Origin of the sequence: Klebsiella sp. 10982, assembly GCF_048589245.1 — a bacterium.
GTDB lineage: Bacteria > Pseudomonadota > Gammaproteobacteria > Enterobacterales > Enterobacteriaceae > Klebsiella > Klebsiella quasivariicola.
In genome coordinates this window covers 14,363-35,835 of sequence record NZ_JBMAXV010000022.1, presented here as the reverse complement: position 1 = coordinate 35,835, position 21,473 = coordinate 14,363, and the positions used below count along the sequence as shown (strand labels likewise).

The following is a 21,473-nucleotide window of genomic DNA, read 5'->3' as shown; positions in this document are numbered from 1 at the left end:
CTGCGCCCACAAATGGCTGACTTATACCGCCACCGCTGGCTCCGCGGTAAGCGCTTCCAGCAGTTCAGGTAAGGTTTGATACCGACCCACGGCGGCCTGATAGCGCTCCTGCTGGCTGTCTTCGGCAACCACCGCCGTGGGAATACCGGCGGCCTGGGCCGCGCAAAAGCCGGTAAAGCTATCCTCAATCACCAGACACTGGCTGGCCGCAAGGTTGAGCTTACGCAACGTCGTCAAATACACCGCCGGGTGCGGCTTGCCGCGTGGTTCATCATCCGCGCTGGAGACCACGTCGAAAAAATGCCAGAGCGAGAGCTTGTTCAGCACCGCGGCAATAACCTGGCGGGATGATGAGGTGGCGAGCGCAATCTGATAGCCCGCCTCGCGAAAATAGCGTAACGCCTCAAGCACCCCGCGCATCGGTTCGCCTTTCGCGGCAATCAGGCCGGTGATGCGCTGCATTATGGCGTCTTCCAGCAACGACAGGGCAAGGTTGAGCTGAAAATAGCGGCACCAGGTGCCGGCGATTTCATCAAGACGTTTGCCTTTGGTCAGGGTTTCACATTCATCCACGCTCGCCGTTGCTCCCCATTGCGCGAGGGCGTCAATCTGCGCCTGTCGCCACAGCGCCTCGGAATCAATAATCACGCCGTCCATGTCAAAAATAACCGCCTGCATATCCATTCGTTCACCTCATAAAGGCTGGCATGCGCTTCATACCAGCCGCATCACCTAAGAGAATTCAACCTGCTCGGAGGCGGTCGTTTCCTTATGGGAGAACCCCGGCTGCTCCACGCGGATAAAAGCGCAGAGGAAAAAGGCCACCACGTACAATGCGGTATAGGCGATCACCACCCCGATGGTGCTGAAGAACGGCAGCAGCACCACGGCAATCGCCGGCGCGAGAAAGTTCGACATCCCCGCCGACAGGTTATAAACCGAAATGGCCGCGCCTTTATGCTTCGGCTCCAGCGCCGGGAACACGGCGGCCAGCGGCACGAAGGCGGCGACAAAGATCCCGAGGGCGATGGCGGGGATCAGCGCCATCGCAAAGCTATGGCCAAAGTGCTGAGGAATGTAGTAAAACGCCAGGCTGGAGAGCGCCATACCGATGCAGCCGAACCAGCGCACCACCTTCATCCAGCCCAGTTTTTCCCCCAGGATCCCCCACAGCACGTTAGAGAAAATGGTGGTGAAGAAGAAGACTGCCCATACCTGGAGCCATTCTGAGGTGGTGAAGCCCAGCTCATCGACAAACATCATCGGCATAATGACCGCAAAGCCGAACAGCGAGAGGGTATTGGTAATCCTCACCATGCTCGACAGCAGAATATTGCGGTTGGTATAGAGCAGCGTCGCGGCGCGTCCCAGCTCGGAAAATTTCTGGCGAGTGGTGAGATTCTGCATATGCTGCGGCGTTTGAATATGGCGCAGGGAAGCCAGGGCAATCACGCCCCCGGCGACGCAGAAGGCCAGCGCCAGCCACAACGTCCCCAGTTCGCCAATGTGCGGAATGGTGAAGCTCGGAATATAGCTGCCAAACACGCCGATGCCGATGGAATACACCGCCCAGAACCAACCGATGGCCGAACTGGCATTGTCGCTTTTGACGTTATGGACAATCGCCACGATAAATGAGTAGAGGAACAGCGGATAGGCGAAGCCGCGGATGCCGTAGAAAATCAGGATCAGCGCATAGTTGGCGTGACCGAGGCCGAAAACGAGGAACAGCACGTGGAACACGCACCACAGCACGAAGCCAATCATCATCGTTTTCAGCGGAGTGATAATTTCCGCCACCACGCCGGAAATCCACGCCGACAGCGCGGCGGCCAGGCCGTAGAGGGTAAAGGCAAAGGAGGCCTCCGCCGGGGAGAAGCCAAGCGCTTTGATATAGTGCGACAGAAAGGCTAATTCAAAACCGTCGCCGGTCATAAATACGGCAATGGCAATGTATCCCCAGAGCAGGTTCAGGGGTAAACCGAGCCACTGTTTATTATTGATAGACATAATGACCTCGTTTTCAGGGTACAGGGTGGCCGCTCCGCGACGTGCAACGCAGCGGCTGTTATGATGAAAATCAGTGCTGCCGATAACTCAGATCGTTAAAATACAGCGCCTTAAACTGCGCGTAGCGTTGCATCAGAGAGTGGTGGCGAAGCGGATCCGCACGCCAGGTCTGCCAGACTTCCGGTTTCTCACACACCGCGGCAATCGGTTTGCCCGCTGCCAGACAGGCCAGCCGCGCCGCACCCAGGGCGCCGCCCGTCTCTCCCCCTTTATGGGTCACCACCGGCATAGCGAGAATATCGGCCAGCAGCTGGGCCCAGAACGGACTGCGGGCGCCGCCGCCCACCAGCGAGCATTGCGCGATCGACGTACCGCTCTCTTTCAACACCTGCAGGCCGTCGTTGATACCAAAGCTCACCCCTTCCAGCACCGCGTAGCCAAGCTGCGCGCGCAGGCTGGCGTGGGTCAGGCCCCAGAACATGCCGCGCGCATCAGGATCGTTATGCGGAGTACGTTCACCGGAGAGATAGGGCAAAAAGAACGGAGCGTGGGCTTTCTCCTCCTCGCTGAGTTCGGCAATTTCCGCCAGCAGCGCCACTTCCGTGGTACCGATCAGGCGGCAGAACCACTGCAAACAGCTGGCGGCGCTCAGCATGACGCTCATCTGGTGCCACAGGTTTGGCAGCACGTGACAAAACGCATGCACCGCCGACTGCGGGGCCGGACGATAGGCGTCGGTCACCACAAACAGCACCCCGGAGGTACCTAGCGAAATAAACGCATCCCCCGGCGAGACCGCGCCGACGCCAATGGCGCTGACCGCGTTATCACCGCCGCCCCCGGCCACCACCACCGAGGCGTTCAGCCCCCAGCGCGCCGCCACCTGCGGGTCAAGGGTGGCAGAAACCTCGCAGCCTTCGACCAGCGTCGGCATTTGGCTGCGTGACAGGCCGCACTTATCCAGCAGAGCGTCGGACCAGTCGCGCTTCGCCACGTCCAGCCACAGCGTCCCGGCGGCGTCCGACATATCGGAGACTTTCTTCCCGGTCATCCGGTAACGCAGATAATCCTTCGGCAGCAGCACCGTGGCGGTGCGCTGAAAGTTTTGCGGCTCGTGACGGCGCACCCACAGCAGCTTCGGCGCGGTAAAGCCCGGCATCGCCAGGTTTCCCGCCACCTGATGCAGCTCCGGCGCCATCGCCTCCAGCTCGGCGCACTCTGCAGCGCAGCGGGTGTCGTTCCACAGAATGGCCGGACGGATCGTCTCCCCCTTTTCATCCAGCAACACCGCGCCGTGCATCTGCCCGGAGAGGCCAATCGCCTTGATGGCCGGCCAGTGCTGCGCGCATTTTTCCCGCAGCGTGGTCATCAGATACTCCGTCGCCTCCCACCATAACTCCGGCGCTTGTTCTGACCAGTGCGGATGGGGCCGCTGAATACTCAGCGGCGCGCTATGGCTGGCGATAACCTCATAGTTCTCATCAATGACCAGCGCTTTGACTTCCGATGTGCCGAGATCGATACCCAGATACATAGCCACCTCTTATTTAATCAGCGTGTAAACGGCGGCGACTTTCTCGCGCATCAGCGCCAGGAAATCCGCGTTGTTGGCCAGGTCACCAAACAGGGCTTTATCGCGAGCGTAGACAGCCACCGGATCCTGAGCCTCATACATTTCATGCACCGCCTGCGCATCCAGGATGCCGTCCTGGTACTCATACGGCAGCGTTCCCTTATGCCACTGCTCCATAAAGACGAAGAACAGCGCCGGCAGCATGGCGGTCGCCTCAGGGCGAACGCCGCGCTGATAGCACTCCTGCAGCGTGGGGGCGATCATCGCCGGAATTTTCGAGAAGCCATCGGCGGCGACGCGCTGGTTGGTGTCCTGGATATACGGGTTGGTAAAGCGCTTAAGCACCACATCCCGGTAGGTCGGCAAATCAATGCCGTTATCGCCGAGGCACGGGATGACATCCTCCGTGACGTAGCGGTCGGCAATGGCGTAGATAGCATCGGTCAGCTTGCTTTCATGAATATACTGCTGGCCAATTAAGGTTCCCGCCCAGGCAATGCAGCTGTGCGACGCGTTCAGAATGCGGATTTTCGCCTCTTCATACGGGATGACCGACTCGACCATCTCCACGCCGACCGCTTCCAGGTTCGGGCGGGCATCACGGAAGTGGTTCTCCACCACCCACTGGATAAAGGTCTCCCCCATCACCGGCGCTTTGTCATCAATCCCGGTTTGCGCTTTGATACGGGCCGGCAGATCGGCCGCCGGACGCGGGGTGATGCGGTCCACCATGGTGTTCGGACAGGTGGTATTGGCCGCCATCCAGTCAATGACCGCCTGTTTGCCGGTGAGCTGCAGGAACTCCACCATCCCGTCGTGAAAACGCTCGCCGTTATGGCGCACGTTATCGCAGTTGAGCAGGGTCAGCGGCCCGGCGTTGTCCGCCATGCGTTTTTCCAGGATCCGCGCGAGGGTACCGTAAATGGTTTTGCACTCGCCTTGCAGGTCGGCCTGCAGATCGGGGTTACTGGTTTCCAGCTGATGGCGGGTGTTCAGGTAGTACCCCCCTTCCGTCACGGTAAAGGCGATAACTTTGGTCTGCGGGTTTGCCCCCTCGTTAATCAGCGGCTGCAGCCCGGCCTGCCACGGCAGCAGTTTCTGGATTGAGGTGATCTCTTCATAGTCGCGCTCCCCTTCCGGGCTGACGGTTTCCAGGACGTAACGTCCTCCCTGCGCCGCCAGCGCCTGGACCACCTGCTCGGCGTCGTTACGAATATTTCCCGCCGCGATGTGCCAGCGCTTATCCCCGGACGCAATCAGACGATGCAGATACCACGCCTGATGCGCGCGGTGAAAAGAACCCAGACCGATGTGAAGCCAAGTGAATTGATTGTTCATGTTCTGCTCTCCTTGAGTTGATGGCGCCACTGTAATTGATCATTTGACCAAAATAAGAGCCGTGGATCACAAAAGAACAATTACCCAATTAAATTACAAATGACCAGATAAGAGCAAAAGCTTGCCAGTTATCCCAACCACGGCGAGAATGCGGGTATTCGCCGGGCCAATTGCGAGCCCTGGTCAGCAACTTAGGGCGGGAAACCATGAGTAAAGAAGACGATATCCGGATGGATCAGAAGGTGCGTGCCGCGTGGATGTACTACATCGCCGGTCAGAATCAGAGCGAGATCGCCAGCCAGCTGGGCACCTCCAGACCGGTGGTGCAACGGCTGATCGCCGCCGCGAAAGAAGAAGGGATTGTGTCGATTAATCTGCACCATCCGGTGGCAAACTGCCTCGATTATGCGCAGTTGTTGCAGGAAAAGTATCAACTGATCGAGTGCAATGTGGTCCCCGCCTTCAGCGAAGAGAGCACCCTCGATAGCGTGTCGTTTGGCTGCTATCAGCTGATGGCTCGCTATTTACAGGATGATAAAGAGAAAATTATCGGTCTGGGCTCGGGCCTGACCCTGAAAAAAGCGCTGCAGCGCATCGATTTTGACAGCCTGAATACCCGCTGCGTGGCGCTGATCAGCGCCATGAATGCCGACGGGCAGTGCAATTATTACGATGACGTGCCCCTGCTGCTAACCCGCAAAATAAAGGCCAAGTACTATCAGTGGCCGGCGCCGCGCTACGCCCAGAGCGCGGAGGAGTATGAGATGTGGTGCAGCAACCGCTTATTCCGCAGCGTCTCCGGCGTCGCCCGCGAGGCAGACGTAATTTTTGTCGGCATTGGTCCCCTGGGCACGCAAAGTCCAATTTTTAAGGACGGGTTTATTAATCAGGCGCAAATGGATGAGCTGACCGCGCGCGGCGGCATCGGGGAGATCCTCGGACGGTTTATTGATGCCGAAGGCAACGTGGTAGACAGCGAGATCAACCGCATGATCACCAGCTATGATATCCGTCAGAACCACTGCCCGCGTATTGCCGCGGCGTGTGGAGAATACAAACGGCCGGCGATCCTGGCGGCCCTTAAAGGCGGCTGGATCAATGGTCTGGTGACCGATGAACATACCGCCCGCTGGCTGTTGACCCGCTAACGGCGCAGGCTGAAGACCCATACAAAACGTTAACCCCGGTGCGCGTCGCGCCACCGGGGAACCCGACGAGCGTGGGGCTTATCAGGCGATAGTCACTTTCCCGTCAAGGTAGACGTCCTGCACGGCATTGATCAGCTTCACGCCGTCGGCCATCGATTTCTTAAACGCTTTACGGCCAAGGATCAGCCCCATGCCGCCGGCGCGTTTATTGATCACCGCCGTGCGCACCGCGTCGGTAAGGTCGGTCTCCCCGCCCGCCGCGCCGCCAGAGTTAATCAGCCCGGCGCGGCCCATATAGCAGTTCGCCAGCTGGTAGCGCACCAGATCGATAGGGTTATCGCTGGTCAGTTTGCTGTACACCCGATCGTCGGTATAGCCGAAGTTAACCGCTTTATAGCCGCCGTTATTCTCCGCCATCTTTTGCTTAACGATATCGGCGCCGATGGTGGCCGCCAGATGGTTGGCCTGCCCGGTCAGGTCGGCGGAAACATGGTAGTCGACGCCGTCTTTCTTGAACGCCGAATTACGCAGATAGGCCCACAGCACGGTGACCAGGCCCAGCTCATGCGCCCGCTCAAAGGCGGCGGAGATCTCTTCTATCTGGCGACGCGATTGCTCCGAGCCAAAATAGATCGTCGCGCCCACGGCCACGGCGCCCATATTGAACGCCTGCTCAACGCTGGCGTAGAGGGTCTGGTCGTATTCGGTAGGGTAGCTCAGCGTTTCGTTATGGTTGAGCTTCACCAGAAAAGGGATGCGGTGCGCATATCGGCGCGACACGGAGGCAAGAACGCCGTAGGTCGACGCCACGCAGTTACAGCCGGCCTCAATGGCCAGCTCGACGATATTTTTCGGATCAAAGTACAGCGGGTTGGCGGCGAAGGAGGCGCCCGCCGAGTGCTCTACGCCCTGGTCGACCGGCAGAATGGAAAGGTAGCCGGTCCCCCCCAGGCGTCCAGTATTGTATAGAGTCTGCATATTCCGCAGCACCGCCGGTGGTCGGTTGTTATCCACCATCACCCGATCAACATAATCTGCGCCCGGCAGATACAGCTGGTCGGCAGGAATGGTTATACAACGGTGCTGTAAAAGGCTGTCGGCATCTTTGCCAAGCAACTGCGCAATATCAGTCATAGCAATCTCCCGTAAGGCCGGCCGAAGCCGGCATGCATTATCCCAACCCAATTTTTTTGGGCAGGTTAAGCCTGGTACCGACTTAGCCTATTTTCCAGCCGGGGGGCCATTTTTTCAGGAGATTCTGCTGTCCCGTTGCGCTGCCATTTACCACCAGGCGTGGAAATGGTGCACTGGCCCAATGCCGTGGCCCACCTCCAGAGAGTCGGCCTGCGCCAGGGCCGCCGACAGCCAGGCCTTCGCCTCGGCGACGGTGGCCGCCCAGTCCGCATGACGCGGGCGCAGCGCCGCCAGCGCCGCAGAGAGCGTGCAGCCGGTGCCGTGGGTATTTTTAGTCTGTACCCGCGGCGTGGTAAACCGCTGTTCCCCTTCACGGGTGAAGAGCCAGTCCGGGCTTTCGGCATCGTCGAGATGGCCGCCCTTCATCAATACCGCGCCGCAGCCCAGCGCCAGCAGCGCCCGCCCCTGCTCCAGCATCTCGCGCTCGGTGCGCGCATGGGGGGCATCGAGTAGCGCGGCTGCTTCCGGCAGGTTCGGGGTGATCAATGACACCTGCGGCAACAATCGTTGACGCAGGGTCTCCACCGCCGATGCCGACAGCAGCGGATCGCCGCTTTTCGCCAGCATCACCGTATCCAGCACCACGTTGGCCACCCGGTAGCGCGACAGCCGCTCGGCCACGGCCTCCACAATATCGGTCTCCGCCAGCATGCCGATTTTGGTGGTATCAATACGCACATCGCTGAACACCGAATCGAGCTGCGCCGCCACAAAATCTGGTTCGATGCGATAGACCGACTGCACGCCACAGGTATTCTGCGCCACCAGGGCGGTGATCACCGAGCAGCCGTAGGCGCCCAGCGCGGAGAAGGTTTTCAGATCGGCCTGGATACCGGCCCCGCCGCTGGGATCGGTGCCGGCAATAGTCAGGGCGTTGATGCGTTTCATCCCTGCACCTCCTGATACAGCGCGTCGAGAAACGCCGGAATAAAGCTGCCAGGGCCTCCCTGGCGGGCGGCGATCTTCCCGGCCTGCTTCATCAGCCCGCAGGCAGCGGCTACATTTTCCAGCCGGTCTCCCGGCAGTGCCGTGCTTGCCGCCACCACCGCCGACAGCGCGCAGCCGGTGCCCACCACCCGGGTCATCAGCGCATCGCCCCCCGCCACGCTAAGCACCCGCTCGCCGTCGGTGACGTAATCCACCTCGCCGGTAACCGCCACAATGGTAGTCAACTGGCCGGCCAGCGCCTGGGCCGCCGGCAACGCCGCGGCGGCCGTATCGGTGGTATCCACCCCGCGCCCACCGGCGCTCATCCCGGCCAGTGCCAGAATTTCAGAGGCATTGCCACGAATGGCCGCCGGCTGCAGGGCCAGCACCTCGTGACAAAAGGCCGTGCGCACGGTCAAGGCACCGACGGCCACCGGATCCAGCGTCCAGGGCTTGCCGGCCTGGCGGGCGCGTTCCACCGCGGCGCGCATCGCCACCGCGCGATCTTCGGTCAGGGTACCGACGTTAATTAACAGCGCATCGGCGATAGCGGCAAACTGCGCCGCTTCGCGGGGATCGATCACCATCGCCGGCGAGGCGCCGACGGCCAGCAGGACATTGGCGGTAAAGGTCTGCACCACGTCATTAGTCATGCAGTGCACAAGGGGGGAATGGGCGCGCAGCAGATGGCGCAGGTGCGCGACAGACGCAGGATTCAGCAATTCAGGCATGGTTTGCTCCCGCCAGACGAGGGGGAAGCAATGACCCTGCGGTCTCTGACTTCCCTACGCTGGCATTATCCAGATCAGGTGGTACGGGTATTTCTCAGCCTTCAACGAAGAAGGGCACCCCGAGTCATAAAAGCGGTACAACATTTTCAGTCAGCAGGGTACGAAATGTGGCGCGGTAACACAAGCCAACCTGATTTCTTTTCCCTTCTGTAGCCGTACTACATAAGGAGTAAAACTCACTTTTTTTGTAAACAAAAATGGATGTTTGTTAATGCATAGTTATATTTAAAAAATCTTTAACAAACAGTCACCTGCGTTATATCGGTTAAACCGAACGAACCATGCCATTAATGAGGATTCCAATGAAATTGACCCCGATAGTTAAAGGGTTAGCGTTAGCGGGTTTGTTAAATAGTCTCGCTTTCGCCGCCTGGGCGGATACGTCAGCCAAAGAGGCGACCGAAGCGACCAAAAAAGCGAACGATGCCCTCTACAATCAACTCCCCTTCTCCGATAACACCGATTTCACCAATGTGCATAAAGGCTTTATTGCCGCCCTGCCGCCGGAGGTCATTAAAGGCGAACAAGGCAATATCATCTGGGATCCGGGTCAGTATGCCTTCATCAAAGAAGGGGAAAAAGCGCCGGAGACAGTGAACCCGAGCCTGTGGCGGCAGTCGCAGCTGATCAACATCAGCGGCCTATTTGAAGTGACCGATGGGGTCTACCAGATCCGCAACCTCGATCTCTCCAATATGACGATCATAGAGGGCAAAGAGGGGCTCACCGTCGTTGACCCGCTGGTCTCGGCAGAAACCGCCAAAGTTGGGATGGATCTCTACTACCAAAACCGCGGCAAAAAACCGGTCGTCGCGGTGATCTACACCCACAGCCACGTTGACCATTACGGCGGCGTGCGCGGCGTGGTTGATGAAGCCGACGTCAAAGCGGGCAACGTGAAAATCTACGCGCCGTCCGGCTTTATGGAAGCCGCCGTGGCGGAAAATATCATGGCCGGGAACGTCATGAGCCGCCGCGCCAGCTATATGTACGGCAACCTGCTGAAACCCGACGCCAAAGGCCAGGTGGGCGCCGGTCTGGGCACCACCACCTCTGCGGGTACCGTCACCCTGATTGCGCCAACCAACATTATTGACAAGGACGGCCAGAAAGAAGTCATCGACGGCCTGACCTACGACTTTATGCTGGCGCCGGGCTCCGAAGCGCCGTCAGAAATGCTGTGGTATATCGAAGAGAAGAAACTGATCGAATCCGCAGAAGATGTCACTCATACCCTGCATAACACTTACTCGCTGCGCGGGGCGAAGATCCGTGAACCGCTGCCGTGGTCAAAATATATCAACCAGGCGATCGTTCGCTGGGGCGATAAGGCTGAGATCATTATGGCTCAGCACCACTGGCCGACCTGGGGCAACGAAAACGTGGTTAACCTGCTGAAGAGCCAGCGAGACCTGTATCGTTACATCAACGATCAGACCCTGCGGATGGCTAACGAAGGCCTGACCCGCGATGAAATCGCCGCTAACTTTACGCTGCCGGACAGCCTCGCCAACACCTGGGCTAACCGCGGCTACTACGGCTCGGTCAGTCACGATGTGAAGGCCACCTACGTGCTGTATCTCGGCTGGTTCGACGGCAACCCTGCCACCCTCGACGAACTGCCGCCGGAAGAAGCGGCGAAGAAATTCGTTGAGTACATGGGCGGCGCCGATGCCATCCTGCAGAAAGCGAAAGAGGATTACGACCAGGGTAACTACCGCTGGGTCGCCCAGGTGGTCAGCAAAATTGTCTTCGCCGATCCTAATAACCAGCAGGCGCGTAATCTGGAAGCCGATGCCCTGGAGCAGCTAGGCTATCAGGCGGAATCCGGCCCGTGGCGTAACTTCTACCTCACCGGCGCCCAGGAGCTGCGTAACGGTGTGGTGAAAGGCCCGACCCCGAATACCGCCAGCCCGGACACCGTCCGCGCCATGACCCCGGAAATGTTCTTTGATTACCTGGCGGTGCATATCAATGGCGAGAAAGCAGGTAACGCGAAGTCGGTGTTCAATATCGATCTGGGCAGTGACGGCGGCAAATATAAGCTGGAGCTGGAAAACGGCGTGCTGAACCACACCGCGAATGCGCAAGCGAAAGAGGCCGATACCACCCTGACGCTGGATCGCGCCACCCTGAATAAAATCATTCTCAAAGAAGAGACTCTGAAGCAGGCGGAAGAGAAAGGGGAAGTTAAAATCAGCGGTAACGGCGCTAAACTCGATGAAATGCTGGGCTATATGGACCCGTTTGACTTCTGGTTTAACATTGTAACGCCGTAATGATTCGCTGACTGGCGTCGTGGGTAGCAGGGCGGAGAATGCCGCCTTGTTACCTTCTCAGCGACGTTTAGTACTCTGCAGGCAGCGGTCGATCGATAGAGACAAGCTTGCCGCGTTTCATGGTGATGTATCCTCCCGCCTTTAAGTCCGCCAGCACGCGAAACACATGGGTGCGTGAAAGATTGGTACGCCTGATGATAAATAACGCCAGCCCCTCATTTTCCCCCTCATGCGTATGCTGTCGATACAGATAGCGATACAGCATGGGGCGAATCGTCTGATAGCTGGTGACCTGGCGGCGTTCATTGTGCAGATCGATGGTAAAGATACTCATGAACACCAGCACTTTCGCCAGCGCCTCAAAGCGCTGTGGGTGATTGGCAATAAACAGCCGATCGAAGGTCGCGTAGGTAATTTTACGCAGCGTCACCGGAGCGCTGCCGGTATATTCAAATTTCGCCAGCGGGCAATACCGCTCCATCAGGCCAATTGGCATATGCTCAATGGAATTACCAATACTCAAGCCATCATCCGGCATTAATATTGATAACGAACCCTCGGTACAAAAATAAATATAACCCAACTCCGGGCGCCATTTTTTATTGGCGGTAAGAATAATCTCTTCACCTTCCGTAACGATGTCGGCAAAAAAGTCGGCGATGGCTAACGTTTTATAATAACTATGTATTTCCTGAAAATTCATCCTCTGCCCTCGCCTTTGCCGTTAGCAACAGTATAGCAGTCCTCCTCCGGCAAAGACGAGCGGATCCTTAAGCGACCACGCGCCAGTCCCATATGGGACTATTCAGCGCAATATTTGTCTTTAGAATAAACCACAAGCCATTCATTTTAAAAACGGGAAATATTGCTTTTATTTCCGCGGAATAAATTACCTGAGAGATAGTAATGAAATTAAATCAGATAGCCAAAAACCTGGCCCTGGCCGGAATGTTATCCTCTTTATCAATCACCGCCTTCGCCGCCGCGCCACAACAGGATGCCACACCGGCCACGCGTGAGGCGAACCAGGCGCTATACCGCAAACTGCCGTTCGCGGATAAAACCGACTTTAATAATGCCCATCAGGGTTTTATTGCCCCTCTGCCGTCGACGATGCTCAAAGGCGCACAGGGAAATATTATCTGGGATCCCGCCAAATATAATTTTGTTAAAGAAGGTGAAAAGGCACCAGACACCGTCAATCCCAGCCTGTGGCGACAGTCGCAATTGCTCAACATCGGCGGCTTATTCAAAGTCACCGACGGCGTTTACCAGATCCGTAATCTCGATCTTTCCAATATGACGATTATCGAAGGTAAAACCGGGATTACGGTCATCGACCCGTTGCTGAGCGCCGAACCGGCTAAAGAGGCGCTGGCGCTGTATTTTGCCCACCGGCCGAAAAAACCGGTGGTGGCGGTGCTGTTTACCCACAGCCATGTGGACCACTACGGCGGTATCCGCGGCGTAGTCAATGAAGCCGACGTGAAAGCCGGTAAAGTGAAGATTTACGCCCCCGCGGGCTTTATGGAGGAAGCGGTTTCCGAGAACATCATGGCCGGTACTGCGATGAGCCGCCGCGCCAGCTATATGTACGGTAACCTGCTGAAGCCGGACGCCAAGGGCCAGGTCGGCGCTGGCCTCGGCACCACCACCTCGGCAGGAACCGTTACGCTGATCCCGCCGACCCATTACATTACCCATACCGGTCAGCAGGAGGTGATCGACGGCCTGACCTATGACTTTATGATGGCGCCGGGCTCGGAAGCGCCGTCGGAAATGCTGTGGTATGTCAAAGAGAAGAAAATGATCGAGGCGGCAGAGGATGTGACCCATACCCTGCACAACACCTACTCGCTGCGCGGCGCCAAAATCCGCGATCCGCTGGCGTGGTCGAAATACATCAACGCCGCCATCGACCGCTGGGGCAACGAGGCGGAAGTGATTATCGCTCAGCACCACTGGCCGACCTGGGGGAACGATAATATCGTTAAGCTGATGAAAGGTCAGCGCGATATGTATCGCTATATCAACGACCAGACTCTGCGGATGGCGAACTTAGGCATGACCCGCGATGAGATCGCCGCCAGCTTCAGGCTGCCGGACTCCCTGGAGAAACAGTGGTCGAGCCGCGGCTACTACGGTTCCGTTAGCCACGATGTAAAAGCGACCTACGTCTTCTATCTCGGCTGGTTTGATGGCAACCCGGCCACCCTCGACGAGCTGCCGCCAGAACAGGCGGCGAAGAAGTTCGTGGAATATATGGGCGGCGCTGATGCGATCATGCAGAAAGCCAAAGCCGACTACCAGCAGGGGAACTACCGCTGGGTGGCCCAGGTGACCAGCAAAATCGTCTTCGCCGATCCGCACAATCAGCAGGCGCGCGATCTGGAAGCCGACGCCCTTGAGCAGCTCGGTTATCAGGCGGAAGCCGGGACCTGGCGCAACTTCTACCTCACCGGCGCCCAGGAGCTGCGTAACGGCGTGCAGAAACTGCCGACGCCAAACACCGCCAGCCCGGATACCGTGCGGGCGATGACGCCAGAAATGTTCTTCGATTACCTCGCGGTGCATATCAATGGCGAAAAAGCCGGGGCGGCGAAAGCGGTCTTCAACATCGACCTGGGCAAAGACGGCGGCAAGTACAAACTGGAGCTGGAAAACGGTGTGTTAAACCATACCGCCAATGCGGTGGCGGACAATGCCGATGCCAGCATCGCCCTGAGTCGCGATGCCCTGAATAAGATTATCCTCAAGCAGGAAACCCTGAAGCAGGCTGAGGCTCAGGGCGAGGTCAAGATTAGCGGTAATGGCGCTAAGCTCGACGAGATGCTGAGCTACATGGACACCTTTGCCTTCTGGTTCAATATCGTCACACCGTAAGCGTTTAACGCTGACATCCCCCGTCGCCGGTCTGGTCGCGGGGGATTTTTTTGCCACCGCTCAACGCACAAAAAGAGGCGGTTCGCCTACCTGCCCTGGCGCAATTCGGCCTGCAGCAGGGAAAAACAGGCTTCAATGAGCGGCGGCAGGGCCTGCGGCCCGCGCATCAGCGCCACCGTACGGGTCAGCGCTGGCTGCTGCAGGTGAACGACCTTTAGCGCCGGGTCCTGCAGATGGGTGGTGTACAGCTCTGGCAGGATCGCCACCGCCAGACGCGAGCGCACCAGGCCATACAGGGTTTCGATATAGTCCACCTGGTAGCGTGTGGTCAGCGTCAGGCGATGGCTTTCCACTAATGCCGCCACCAGCCGCTGAATATTACCTTTCGAGAACACGGCCATATCCCGCCCCACCAGCTGTTTCCACGGCAAATGCGGATGCGCGGCCAGCGGATCGTCACGGTGCAGCACCGCCACGAAGGGATCTTCGCGCAGCGGATAGACCAGCAGTTCAGCGGGCAGTGAGCTGTCGATCGCCCCGATGCCGCAATCAATCTCGCCGCGCTGCAGCGCCTGGATAAGCGCATCGTTGGTCTGATCGTGAAATTCGATACGCAGACGCGGAAAGGCCTGGGCCAGAGTCTGCGGCAGCAGCGGAAACAGCAGCGAACTGACCGACGGCACCAGACCGATGCGCACCGTCCCGTCGCCGCCCGCCTCGACGATCTGCTGCATATCGAAAAAGGCTGCCTGCGCCACGCTGAGGATCCGTTGAGCGTGGGGTAAAATCGCCGCCCCCAGTTCAGTCAGGGTGACCGCCGAAGCGGTACGGTTGACCAGCTTGCCGCCGAGCACCGTTTCAATCTGCCGCAGGGCGCTGCTCAGCGCCGGCTGGCTAATCGCCAGCCGACTGGCGGTATCGGTGAAGTGGCGCAGCTGGGCCAGGGTGACGAAATACTGAAGCTGTTTAAGAGAGAGCGCGGGCAGACGCTGCCAGGGTTCGTTCATCATCGGGTTCGCTACGCTGGTCCTGCACAATAACCCGAGCTTATCGGGTGATAAATTTATTCATCTGGGCAAACGTTTGCTGTGCCCCTAGAGTATCCGCATTATCCTTGTGCCGGAGTGGTTATGTCCAGCAATGCTCAAGTCCGCCGTCGCGCCGTACAGGCCGCGCGCGGCGAATCCCCGTTTGATCTGCTGCTTGTCGATGCGCAGATCGTCGATATGGCGACGGGCGAAATTCGCCCCGCTGACGTTGGTATCGTCGGCGAGATGATCGCCAGCGTCCACCCGCGCGGCAGCCGCGCCGACGCCCATGAAGTGCGTTCCCTGGCCGGCAACTACCTGTCGCCTGGCCTGATGGACACCCATGTCCACCTCGAAAGCTCGCACCTGCCGCCGGAGCGCTATGCCGAAATCGTCCTCACCCAGGGCACCACCGCGGTGTTCTGGGATCCGCATGAGCTGGCCAACGTCCTCGGCGTCGCTGGCGTGCGCTACGCGGTGGACGCCAGCCGCCATCTGCCGCTGCAGGTGATGGTCGCCGCCCCGTCCAGCGTCCCCTCCACGCCCGGCCTCGAAATGTCCGGTGCCGATTTCGCCGGCGCGGAGATGGAAACCATGCTCGGCTGGCCGGAAGTGCGCGGTGTGGCGGAAGTGATGGATATGCACGGCGTGTTGCACGGTAGCGAGCGGATGCAGGAGATTGTCCAGGCCGGTCTTAACAGCGGCAAACTGATTGAAGGCCACGCCCGCGGCCTGAGCGGCGCTGACCTGCAGGCGTACCTCGCCGCCGGCGTCACCTCCGATCATGAACTGACCTCGGCGGACGATGCGCTGGAAAAACTGCGCGCCGGGCTGACGATCGAGATCCGCGGCTCGCACCCCTATCTGCTGCCGGATATCGTCGCGGCGTTAAACACGCTGCCGCACCTCTCCTCGCAAATCACCGTCTGCACCGATGACGTGCCGCCGGATATGCTGCTGGAGAAAGGCGGGATCATCGCCCTGCTTAATCTGCTGATCGAGCACGGTTTACCGGCGGTCGACGCCCTGCGTTTCGCCACCCTCAACGCCGCTATTCGCCTGCAGCGCCACGACCTCGGGCTGATTGCCGCCGGACGGCGCGCCGACCTGGTGGTGTTTGATTCCCTGGAGAAACTGGTGGCCCGTGAAGTCTACGTTGGAGGGGAACGGCTGGCCCATGCCGGCCGCCTGCTAAAGCCGATCGCCCCCGCGCCGGGCGTCACCCCGCCGCGCGATACCTTACAGATCGCCCCCCTGTGCGCCGATGACTTTGTTCTGCGCCTCCAGGGCATTCGCCACGGCGTCGCCCGCCTGCGCCATATCCGCGGCGCGCGCTTCACCCAGTGGGGCGAAGTGGAAGTGCAGGTTCGTGACGGAAAGGTCCAGCTGCCCGCCGGCTTCAGCCTGATCTGGGTTAAGCACCGCCATGGCCGCCACCAGGCGACGCCGCAAATCGCCCTGCTCGAAGGCTGGGGCGAGCTGCGCGGCGCCATCGCCACCAGCTACTCCCACGACTCGCACAATCTGGTGGTGCTCGGGCGCGACGCTGATGATATGGCGCGGGCGGCCAACCAGCTTATCGCCTCCGGCGGCGGGATGGCGCTGGCGCAACAGGGTGAGATCCTTGCCCATGTGGCGATGCCGATTGCCGGCATGCTGTCGGATCTTCCGGCCGCCGAGCTGGCGCGTCAGTTCCGCGAGCTGCGCGATCTGAGCAGCAAAGTCGCCGACTGGGAGCCGCCGTACCGGGTGTTCAAGGCCATTGAAGGCACCTGCCTTGCCTGTAACGCCGGGCCGCATTTAACCGATTTGGGTCTGACCGACGGCGGCAGCCGTCAGATTGTCGACCCGTTGATAGCCTGCCGGGAGATCCCGGAGCCAATCGATCACAACAATAATCCTCAGGGAGCCTGAGCATGGCCGATAACACACTTCACTCTTCCGCCCGCGCTAACTGGCTGGAGCGCCGCTTTGCGTTGCGCGCTCGCGGCGGCACGCTACGCACCGAATGCCTGGCCGGGATCACCGGCTTTCTCGCCGCCGCCTATTTACTGGTGGTCATTCCGGGGCTGCTGGCGATCGGCGGGATGGACAAAGGCGCCGCCACCACCGGCACCATTCTGGTCTTCGTCGTCGGCTCATTGCTGATGGCGTTTTATGCCAACCTGCCGTTTATCGTCGGCCCGGGCATTGGCGGCTCGGTGCTGGTGGGGGTGACGCTGGCCGGTAGCGAAGGGATTGGCTGGCAGACTGGCCTCGGGATTGCCTGCTGGTCGGGGATCCTCTTCTTCCTGCTGACCCGCTTTGGCCTGCGTGAAGTGGTCACCCGCTCGGTGCCGCAGTCGATCAAGCTGGGGCTGACGGCCTCCATCGGCCTGTTTGTCGCCGTCCTCGGCTTTCGCAATGCCGGACTGGTGCTGGCCAATGCGAAAACCAACGCGCTGACGCTCGGCGACTTTCTCGCTCCAGGCGCGCTGGTGGCGCTGTGCGGCCTGTTTCTGGCGATAGCCCTGCAGGCACGTAAGGTACCGGGCGCCATTTTGTGGGCCATTCTTTTCGCCACGCTGGTGGGCATCCCCTTCGGCGTCACCCATCTGCCGACACGTTTTATCGATGCCCCCCACTCGCTAACCCCGGTGCTGGGACAGGTTGACCTGCTGGGGGCGTTAAACATCGCCTTCCTGCCGTTCCTGTTCGTCTTTTTCGCCTCTGAGTTTTTCTCCACCATGGGGACAACGCTGGCGGTGGGCGGCGAGGCGGGTCTGCTGGATGACGAAGGCAACATGCCGCAGATTAATCGCCCGTTTATGGTCGATTCGATTGCCGCCGCGCTCGGCCCATGGGTGGGGATCCCGGCGGCGACGGCGCTGATTGAGTCTTCGGCGGCAGCGGAAGCCGGCGGCAAAACCGGCCTCACCGCCCTGTCGGCGGCGGTAATGTTCCTCCTGATGCTGCTGTTCACGCCGGTGGCGTTGATGATCCCGAAAGAAGCCACCGCCCCGGCGCTGATCCTGATTGGCCTGAACATGTTCAGCGGCCTGCGCAAAGTGGATCTTGGCAATTTCACCGACGGGCTGCCGGTGCTGATGATGGTGATGATTACGCTTATCGCCAACAGCTTCGGTACCGGAATTGCCGGCGGGCTGCTGTTTTACATTGTGATCAAGGCTATCGCCGGCAAGGGACGGGAAATCCCGATTGGCCTGTGGGTGCTGGCCGTCCCGCTGGTGTATTACTTCGCGACCTTAGTCAGACATTAAGCCCTTCACAATGTGATTTCACCTCTTCATATAACAAACGCACCGCGGCAGAGAGCTGTTTGCGGTGCGGACAAATCAGATTCAACGGCACTACATCCCCCTGATAGCGCGGCAGCAGGCGCCGCAGGCGTCCCGCCCGCAGATCGTCGCTGACGTCGAGCATCGATTTATAGGCAATGCCCTCCCCGGCCACCGCCAGCCGACGGATCACCTCGGCGTCGTCGCTCATCACCGTGCCGGAAACCTTCTGCTGCTGAACCACGCCGTCCAGGCTGAGCGACCAGCGGTCGAACGGCCGGCCGCGCAAAATGTAGATCAACGCATTGTGCTGGCCAAGCTCCTCGAGGGTCTGCGGCTCGCCGTGGCGGGCGATCCACTCAGGCGAGGCCACCAGCACCCGGCGATTTTCCGGCGCCACCGGCAGCGAGATAAACGAAGCATCGTCGTTATTGCCATAGCGAAAGGCGACGTCCACCGGATCTTTAAACACGTCGGTCAGCTGGTCGGAAAAGAGCAGCCGCAGACGCAGCGCCGGGTGGCGTTGGCGGAAATCGCGGAACAGGGTCAGGAGCAGGTTACGCCCGAGATCCGACGGCACGGCAATCTGCAACATGCCGCGAATTTCATCGTCCGGGGTCTGGATCTTCTGCAGGCCGGCCTCGAGGGTATCGAGCATCTGGGTGGCATAGGGCAGCCAGGTCTCTCCCTCCGGCGTCAGACGCAGGCTGCGCGTTGAGCGGGCAAACAGGCGAATATTGAGGATCGTCTCCAGACGTTTAATCGCCGCGCTCACCTGCGCCGGCTGCTGCCCGGCCTCGCGCGCCGCGTCGCTAAAACTGCCCAGTGCCGCGGCGCGGACAAATAAGGTCAGATCTTCCAGCCTGAACATGCCGATTCTCCCCTGCTTCAGATTGCTCCCAAAATACGCATTACCGTCGCCGCAACGCAAGCGGCGCAAGACTTGCGCCGTGTTTTGCTTACACTTTTTAAAAATCCAGTGCTTGCCATTTCAGCAACGCATCAGGAATGATACGAGGCTGCTATTTTGAGTCCAGGTAATATTGAGGAAACTATGCGTAAAACAAAAATGATGCTTCTGGGCGTACTTCTTGCCACCGCTGGCGCCAGCTGGACGGCTACTGCCGCGGGGATCGATCAGTATGCGCTGAAAGAGTTCACCGCCGACTTCACCCAGTTCCACATCGGTGACACCGTTCCGCCGATGTACCTCACCCCGGAATACAACATCAAACAGTGGCAGCAGCGTAATCTGCCAGCGCCGGACGCCGGTAGCCACTGGACCTACATGGGCGGTAACTACGTGCTGATCACCGATACCGAAGGCAAAATCCTCAAAGTGTACGATGGCGAGATCTTCTATCACCGCTGATCCGCGCAACCTCCACGTGCGACCCGGCGAGCCAGCGGACTCTCCCGCGCTGCGCCAGATCTTCCTGCGGGCGCGCAGTGTGTCGTGGACCTGGCTTCCCGCCGCGGCGTGGCGGCTGGAGGATTTCGATGCCGCCACCGCGGATGAACAGCTGTGGGTGGCAGAATGCGACGGCCAGCCGGTGGGCTTTGCCGCCGTATGGACCGCCGATAATTTCCTTCACCATCTGTTTGTCGACCCCGACTGGCAGGGCAAACATATCGGCAGCGCGCTGCTGGCGCAGGTCGAACGGACCTTTACCGCCAGCGGAACGCTGAAGTGCCTGATGGAAAATAAAAACGCCCTGCGCTTCTACCAGCGTCATGGCTGGACCATCGAAGCACAGGGCGCGTCGCCCGAGGGCAGATACTGGCTGATGCGCTCGCCGCCGCCTTAAACGGCGCGGAAGGCAATCTCACCCGGGATCACTTCTCCCTGCCAGTACATCTGGGCCGCCACCCGGCCCGCCAGCTGGCGGTAGATGTCGGTAAACTCGCTGTCCGGACGCGCCACCACCGTCGGCGTGCCGTTATCCAGATCTTCCCGCAGCGTAATATGCAGCGGCAGCTGGCCCAGCAGCTGGGTGTGGTATTTCTCGGCCAGTTTTTGCGCGCCGCCGGTGCCGAAGATAGGCTCGTGGTGCCCGCAGTTGCTGCAGATATGCATGCTCATGTTTTCCACGATCCCCAGCACTGGCACTTCCACTTTCTCGAACATCACGATGCCTTTTTTGGCGTCGATCAGCGCGATATCCTGCGGCGTGGTGACCACCACCGCGCCGGTCACCGGAATGTTCTGCGCCAGGGTCAGCTGGATGTCGCCGGTGCCCGGCGGCATGTCCAGCACCAGGTAGTCGAGATCCGGCCACAGGGTCTCCTGCAACATCTGCATCAACGCCTTGCTGGCCATCGGACCACGCCAGACCATGGCGTTGTCGTCGGTCACCAGGTAGCCGATAGAGTTGGTGGCCAGGCCATACTTGATGATCGGCGCCATATGGGTGCCGTCCGGCGAAGTCGGGCGACTGTCTTCGGCGCCCAGCATGGTCGGAATCGACGGACCATAGATATCGGCATCCAGAATGCCCACCTTCGCCCCTTCCGCGGCCAGGGCCAGCGCCAGGTTTACGGCAGTAGAGGATTTACCAACGCCGCCTTTGCCGGAGCTGATGGCAATAATGTTCTTCACGCCATTAACCCCGGGCTGGTTTTTCACCCGCTTAAGCGTCGCGATGCTGTGAGTCAGCTTCCAGTCGATAGCCTTCGCCCCGGTGATGCGCAGCAGTTCGGCGCTGCACTGGGCTTTCAGCGCTTCGAAGGCGCTGCTCCAGACGAACGGCATCTGCAGCTCGATATGAACGGTATCGTCCAGCCAGGCGACATGGTGCAGCGCCTTGAGGGCGGTGAGATTATGCTTCAGGGTTGGGTGCTGGAAATTGGCCAGCGTCCCGGCGACCATCGCACGTAGGCGCTCAGGGGATTTGGCCTGGGATTGCGAATTCATCCCGACTCCTTTGTTGTTTTGAGATGCTTTCAGTAATCACAGAGTTTATCACAGCTAACGATTATCCATATATGGGCAGCCATTTATGGCGCACTCACAGCCCTTTTGAT

At 59.5% G+C, this 21,473-nt stretch carries 18 protein-coding genes and 1 riboswitch; of the genes, 7 read left to right on the top strand and 11 right to left on the bottom strand.

Annotation, left to right across the window (positions count from 1 at the left end; all coding sequences use genetic code 11):
• Positions 1-21 precede the first annotated feature (21 nt).
• From ACKLKD_RS16795 to dalD, 4 genes are all read right to left on the bottom strand, one after another.
• Complete coding sequence (locus ACKLKD_RS16795; RefSeq protein WP_080897461.1) at positions 22-684, bottom strand: HAD family hydrolase; 663 nt, start codon at positions 682-684, stop codon at positions 22-24.
• A 48-nt stretch (positions 685-732) separates the two neighbouring features.
• Positions 733-2,010 (bottom strand): D-arabinitol transporter, encoded by a 1,278-nt coding sequence (gene dalT, locus ACKLKD_RS16790; protein WP_025712739.1) that lies wholly within the window; start codon positions 2,008-2,010, stop codon positions 733-735.
• A 70-nt stretch (positions 2,011-2,080) separates the two neighbouring features.
• On the bottom strand, positions 2,081-3,544 hold the full coding sequence (xylB, locus tag ACKLKD_RS16785; protein WP_087805359.1) for a xylulokinase: 1,464 nt from the start codon (positions 3,542-3,544) through the stop codon (positions 2,081-2,083).
• A 9-nt stretch (positions 3,545-3,553) separates the two neighbouring features.
• Positions 3,554-4,921, bottom strand: a complete 1,368-nt coding sequence (dalD, locus tag ACKLKD_RS16780) for a D-arabinitol 4-dehydrogenase (protein ID WP_087805357.1) — start codon at positions 4,919-4,921, stop codon at positions 3,554-3,556.
• Positions 4,922-5,127: 206 nt separating this feature from the next.
• Between dalD and ACKLKD_RS16775 the strand changes: the two genes are divergently transcribed.
• Positions 5,128-6,069, top strand: coding sequence for a sugar-binding transcriptional regulator (locus tag ACKLKD_RS16775; RefSeq protein ID WP_025712742.1), 942 nt, complete (start codon positions 5,128-5,130; stop codon positions 6,067-6,069).
• A gap of 81 nt (positions 6,070-6,150) precedes the next feature.
• Here ACKLKD_RS16775 and fbaB read toward each other — a convergent pair whose 3' ends face one another.
• From fbaB to thiM, 3 genes are all read right to left on the bottom strand, one after another.
• Positions 6,151-7,203 carry a class I fructose-bisphosphate aldolase gene (fbaB, locus tag ACKLKD_RS16770; protein WP_025712743.1) on the bottom strand — a complete coding sequence of 351 codons (1,053 nt, stop codon included), beginning with the start codon at positions 7,201-7,203 and terminating at the stop codon, positions 6,151-6,153.
• A gap of 147 nt (positions 7,204-7,350) precedes the next feature.
• A complete protein-coding gene (gene thiD, locus ACKLKD_RS16765; RefSeq protein ID WP_025712744.1) occupies positions 7,351-8,151 on the bottom strand; it encodes a bifunctional hydroxymethylpyrimidine kinase/phosphomethylpyrimidine kinase in 801 nt (266 codons plus the stop codon).
• On the bottom strand, positions 8,148-8,921 hold the full coding sequence (gene thiM, locus ACKLKD_RS16760) for a hydroxyethylthiazole kinase (protein WP_087805355.1): 774 nt from the start codon (positions 8,919-8,921) through the stop codon (positions 8,148-8,150). The genes thiD and thiM overlap by 4 nt, the downstream gene beginning before the upstream one ends.
• 34 nt (positions 8,922-8,955) lie before the next feature.
• A riboswitch (TPP riboswitch) is annotated at positions 8,956-9,053 on the bottom strand.
• 230 nt (positions 9,054-9,283) lie between these two features.
• Between thiM and ACKLKD_RS16755 the strand changes: the two genes are divergently transcribed.
• Positions 9,284-11,260: an alkyl/aryl-sulfatase gene (locus ACKLKD_RS16755; RefSeq protein WP_087805353.1), complete on the top strand. Its 1,977-nt coding sequence runs from the start codon at positions 9,284-9,286 to the stop codon at positions 11,258-11,260.
• Between the two features lie 67 nt (positions 11,261-11,327).
• Here the strand turns inward: ACKLKD_RS16755 and ACKLKD_RS16750 are convergent, their stop codons facing one another.
• Positions 11,328-11,963 carry a helix-turn-helix domain-containing protein gene (locus tag ACKLKD_RS16750; RefSeq protein WP_087805351.1) on the bottom strand — a complete coding sequence of 212 codons (636 nt, stop codon included), beginning with the start codon at positions 11,961-11,963 and terminating at the stop codon, positions 11,328-11,330.
• Positions 11,964-12,166: 203 nt separating this feature from the next.
• On the opposite strand from ACKLKD_RS16750, the gene ACKLKD_RS16745 reads away from it, so the two are divergent.
• Entirely contained in the window at positions 12,167-14,143 is a 1,977-nt protein-coding gene (locus ACKLKD_RS16745) for an alkyl/aryl-sulfatase (RefSeq protein ID WP_025713087.1), read from the top strand.
• An 86-nt stretch (positions 14,144-14,229) separates the two neighbouring features.
• On the opposite strand, the gene ACKLKD_RS16740 is transcribed toward ACKLKD_RS16745, so the two are convergent.
• Entirely contained in the window at positions 14,230-15,153 is a 924-nt protein-coding gene (locus ACKLKD_RS16740; RefSeq protein WP_117141023.1) for a LysR family transcriptional regulator, read from the bottom strand.
• Between the two features lie 120 nt (positions 15,154-15,273).
• On the opposite strand from ACKLKD_RS16740, the gene ACKLKD_RS16735 reads away from it, so the two are divergent.
• Both ACKLKD_RS16735 and ACKLKD_RS16730 read left to right on the top strand, forming a co-directional pair.
• Positions 15,274-17,085 carry an adenine deaminase gene (locus tag ACKLKD_RS16735; protein WP_087805349.1) on the top strand — a complete coding sequence of 604 codons (1,812 nt, stop codon included), beginning with the start codon at positions 15,274-15,276 and terminating at the stop codon, positions 17,083-17,085.
• Positions 17,086-17,087: 2 nt separating this feature from the next.
• Positions 17,088-18,431 carry an NCS2 family permease gene (locus ACKLKD_RS16730; RefSeq protein WP_087805347.1) on the top strand — a complete coding sequence of 448 codons (1,344 nt, stop codon included), beginning with the start codon at positions 17,088-17,090 and terminating at the stop codon, positions 18,429-18,431.
• Here ACKLKD_RS16730 and ACKLKD_RS16725 read toward each other — a convergent pair.
• Entirely contained in the window at positions 18,421-19,320 is a 900-nt protein-coding gene (locus ACKLKD_RS16725; protein ID WP_080924815.1) for a LysR family transcriptional regulator, read from the bottom strand. The genes ACKLKD_RS16730 and ACKLKD_RS16725 overlap by 11 nt on opposite strands.
• A 183-nt stretch (positions 19,321-19,503) precedes the next feature.
• On the opposite strand from ACKLKD_RS16725, the gene ACKLKD_RS16720 reads away from it, so the two are divergent.
• Both ACKLKD_RS16720 and ACKLKD_RS16715 read left to right on the top strand, forming a co-directional pair.
• On the top strand, positions 19,504-19,821 hold the full coding sequence (locus ACKLKD_RS16720) for an RcnB family protein (protein WP_025713092.1): 318 nt from the start codon (positions 19,504-19,506) through the stop codon (positions 19,819-19,821).
• Positions 19,796-20,257 (top strand): GNAT family N-acetyltransferase, encoded by a 462-nt coding sequence (locus tag ACKLKD_RS16715; protein WP_025713093.1) that lies wholly within the window; start codon positions 19,796-19,798, stop codon positions 20,255-20,257. Before ACKLKD_RS16720 ends, ACKLKD_RS16715 begins: the two co-directional genes overlap by 26 nt.
• Here the strand turns inward: ACKLKD_RS16715 and apbC are convergent.
• Positions 20,254-21,363: an iron-sulfur cluster carrier protein ApbC gene (apbC, locus tag ACKLKD_RS16710; protein ID WP_025713094.1), complete on the bottom strand. Its 1,110-nt coding sequence runs from the start codon at positions 21,361-21,363 to the stop codon at positions 20,254-20,256. The genes ACKLKD_RS16715 and apbC overlap by 4 nt on opposite strands.
• Positions 21,364-21,473: the final 110 nt, after the last annotated feature.

Excerpts from the sequence above, each read along its gene's own strand:
- fbaB (WP_025712743.1), bottom strand. The coding sequence starts at position 7,203 with ATGACTGATATTGCGCAGTTGCTTGGCAAAGATGCCGACAGCCTTTTA.
- xylB (WP_087805359.1), bottom strand. The coding sequence starts at position 3,544 with ATGTATCTGGGTATCGATCTCGGCACATCGGAAGTCAAAGCGCTGGTC.
- ACKLKD_RS16735 (WP_087805349.1), top strand. The coding sequence starts at position 15,274 with ATGTCCAGCAATGCTCAAGTCCGCCGTCGCGCCGTACAGGCCGCGCGC.
- thiM (WP_087805355.1), bottom strand. The coding sequence starts at position 8,921 with ATGCCTGAATTGCTGAATCCTGCGTCTGTCGCGCACCTGCGCCATCTG.
- ACKLKD_RS16745 (WP_025713087.1), top strand. The coding sequence starts at position 12,167 with ATGAAATTAAATCAGATAGCCAAAAACCTGGCCCTGGCCGGAATGTTA.
- ACKLKD_RS16755 (WP_087805353.1), top strand. The coding sequence starts at position 9,284 with ATGAAATTGACCCCGATAGTTAAAGGGTTAGCGTTAGCGGGTTTGTTA.
- ACKLKD_RS16730 (WP_087805347.1), top strand. The coding sequence starts at position 17,088 with ATGGCCGATAACACACTTCACTCTTCCGCCCGCGCTAACTGGCTGGAG.
- ACKLKD_RS16720 (WP_025713092.1), top strand. The coding sequence starts at position 19,504 with ATGCGTAAAACAAAAATGATGCTTCTGGGCGTACTTCTTGCCACCGCT.
- thiD (WP_025712744.1), bottom strand. The coding sequence starts at position 8,151 with ATGAAACGCATCAACGCCCTGACTATTGCCGGCACCGATCCCAGCGGC.
- apbC (WP_025713094.1), bottom strand. The coding sequence starts at position 21,363 with ATGAATTCGCAATCCCAGGCCAAATCCCCTGAGCGCCTACGTGCGATG.
- dalT (WP_025712739.1), bottom strand. The coding sequence starts at position 2,010 with ATGTCTATCAATAATAAACAGTGGCTCGGTTTACCCCTGAACCTGCTC.
- ACKLKD_RS16795 (WP_080897461.1), bottom strand. The coding sequence starts at position 684 with ATGGATATGCAGGCGGTTATTTTTGACATGGACGGCGTGATTATTGAT.
- ACKLKD_RS16750 (WP_087805351.1), bottom strand. The coding sequence starts at position 11,963 with ATGAATTTTCAGGAAATACATAGTTATTATAAAACGTTAGCCATCGCC.
- ACKLKD_RS16715 (WP_025713093.1), top strand. The coding sequence starts at position 19,796 with ATGGCGAGATCTTCTATCACCGCTGATCCGCGCAACCTCCACGTGCGA.
- dalD (WP_087805357.1), bottom strand. The coding sequence starts at position 4,921 with ATGAACAATCAATTCACTTGGCTTCACATCGGTCTGGGTTCTTTTCAC.
- ACKLKD_RS16725 (WP_080924815.1), bottom strand. The coding sequence starts at position 19,320 with ATGTTCAGGCTGGAAGATCTGACCTTATTTGTCCGCGCCGCGGCACTG.
- ACKLKD_RS16775 (WP_025712742.1), top strand. The coding sequence starts at position 5,128 with ATGAGTAAAGAAGACGATATCCGGATGGATCAGAAGGTGCGTGCCGCG.
- ACKLKD_RS16740 (WP_117141023.1), bottom strand. The coding sequence starts at position 15,153 with ATGATGAACGAACCCTGGCAGCGTCTGCCCGCGCTCTCTCTTAAACAG.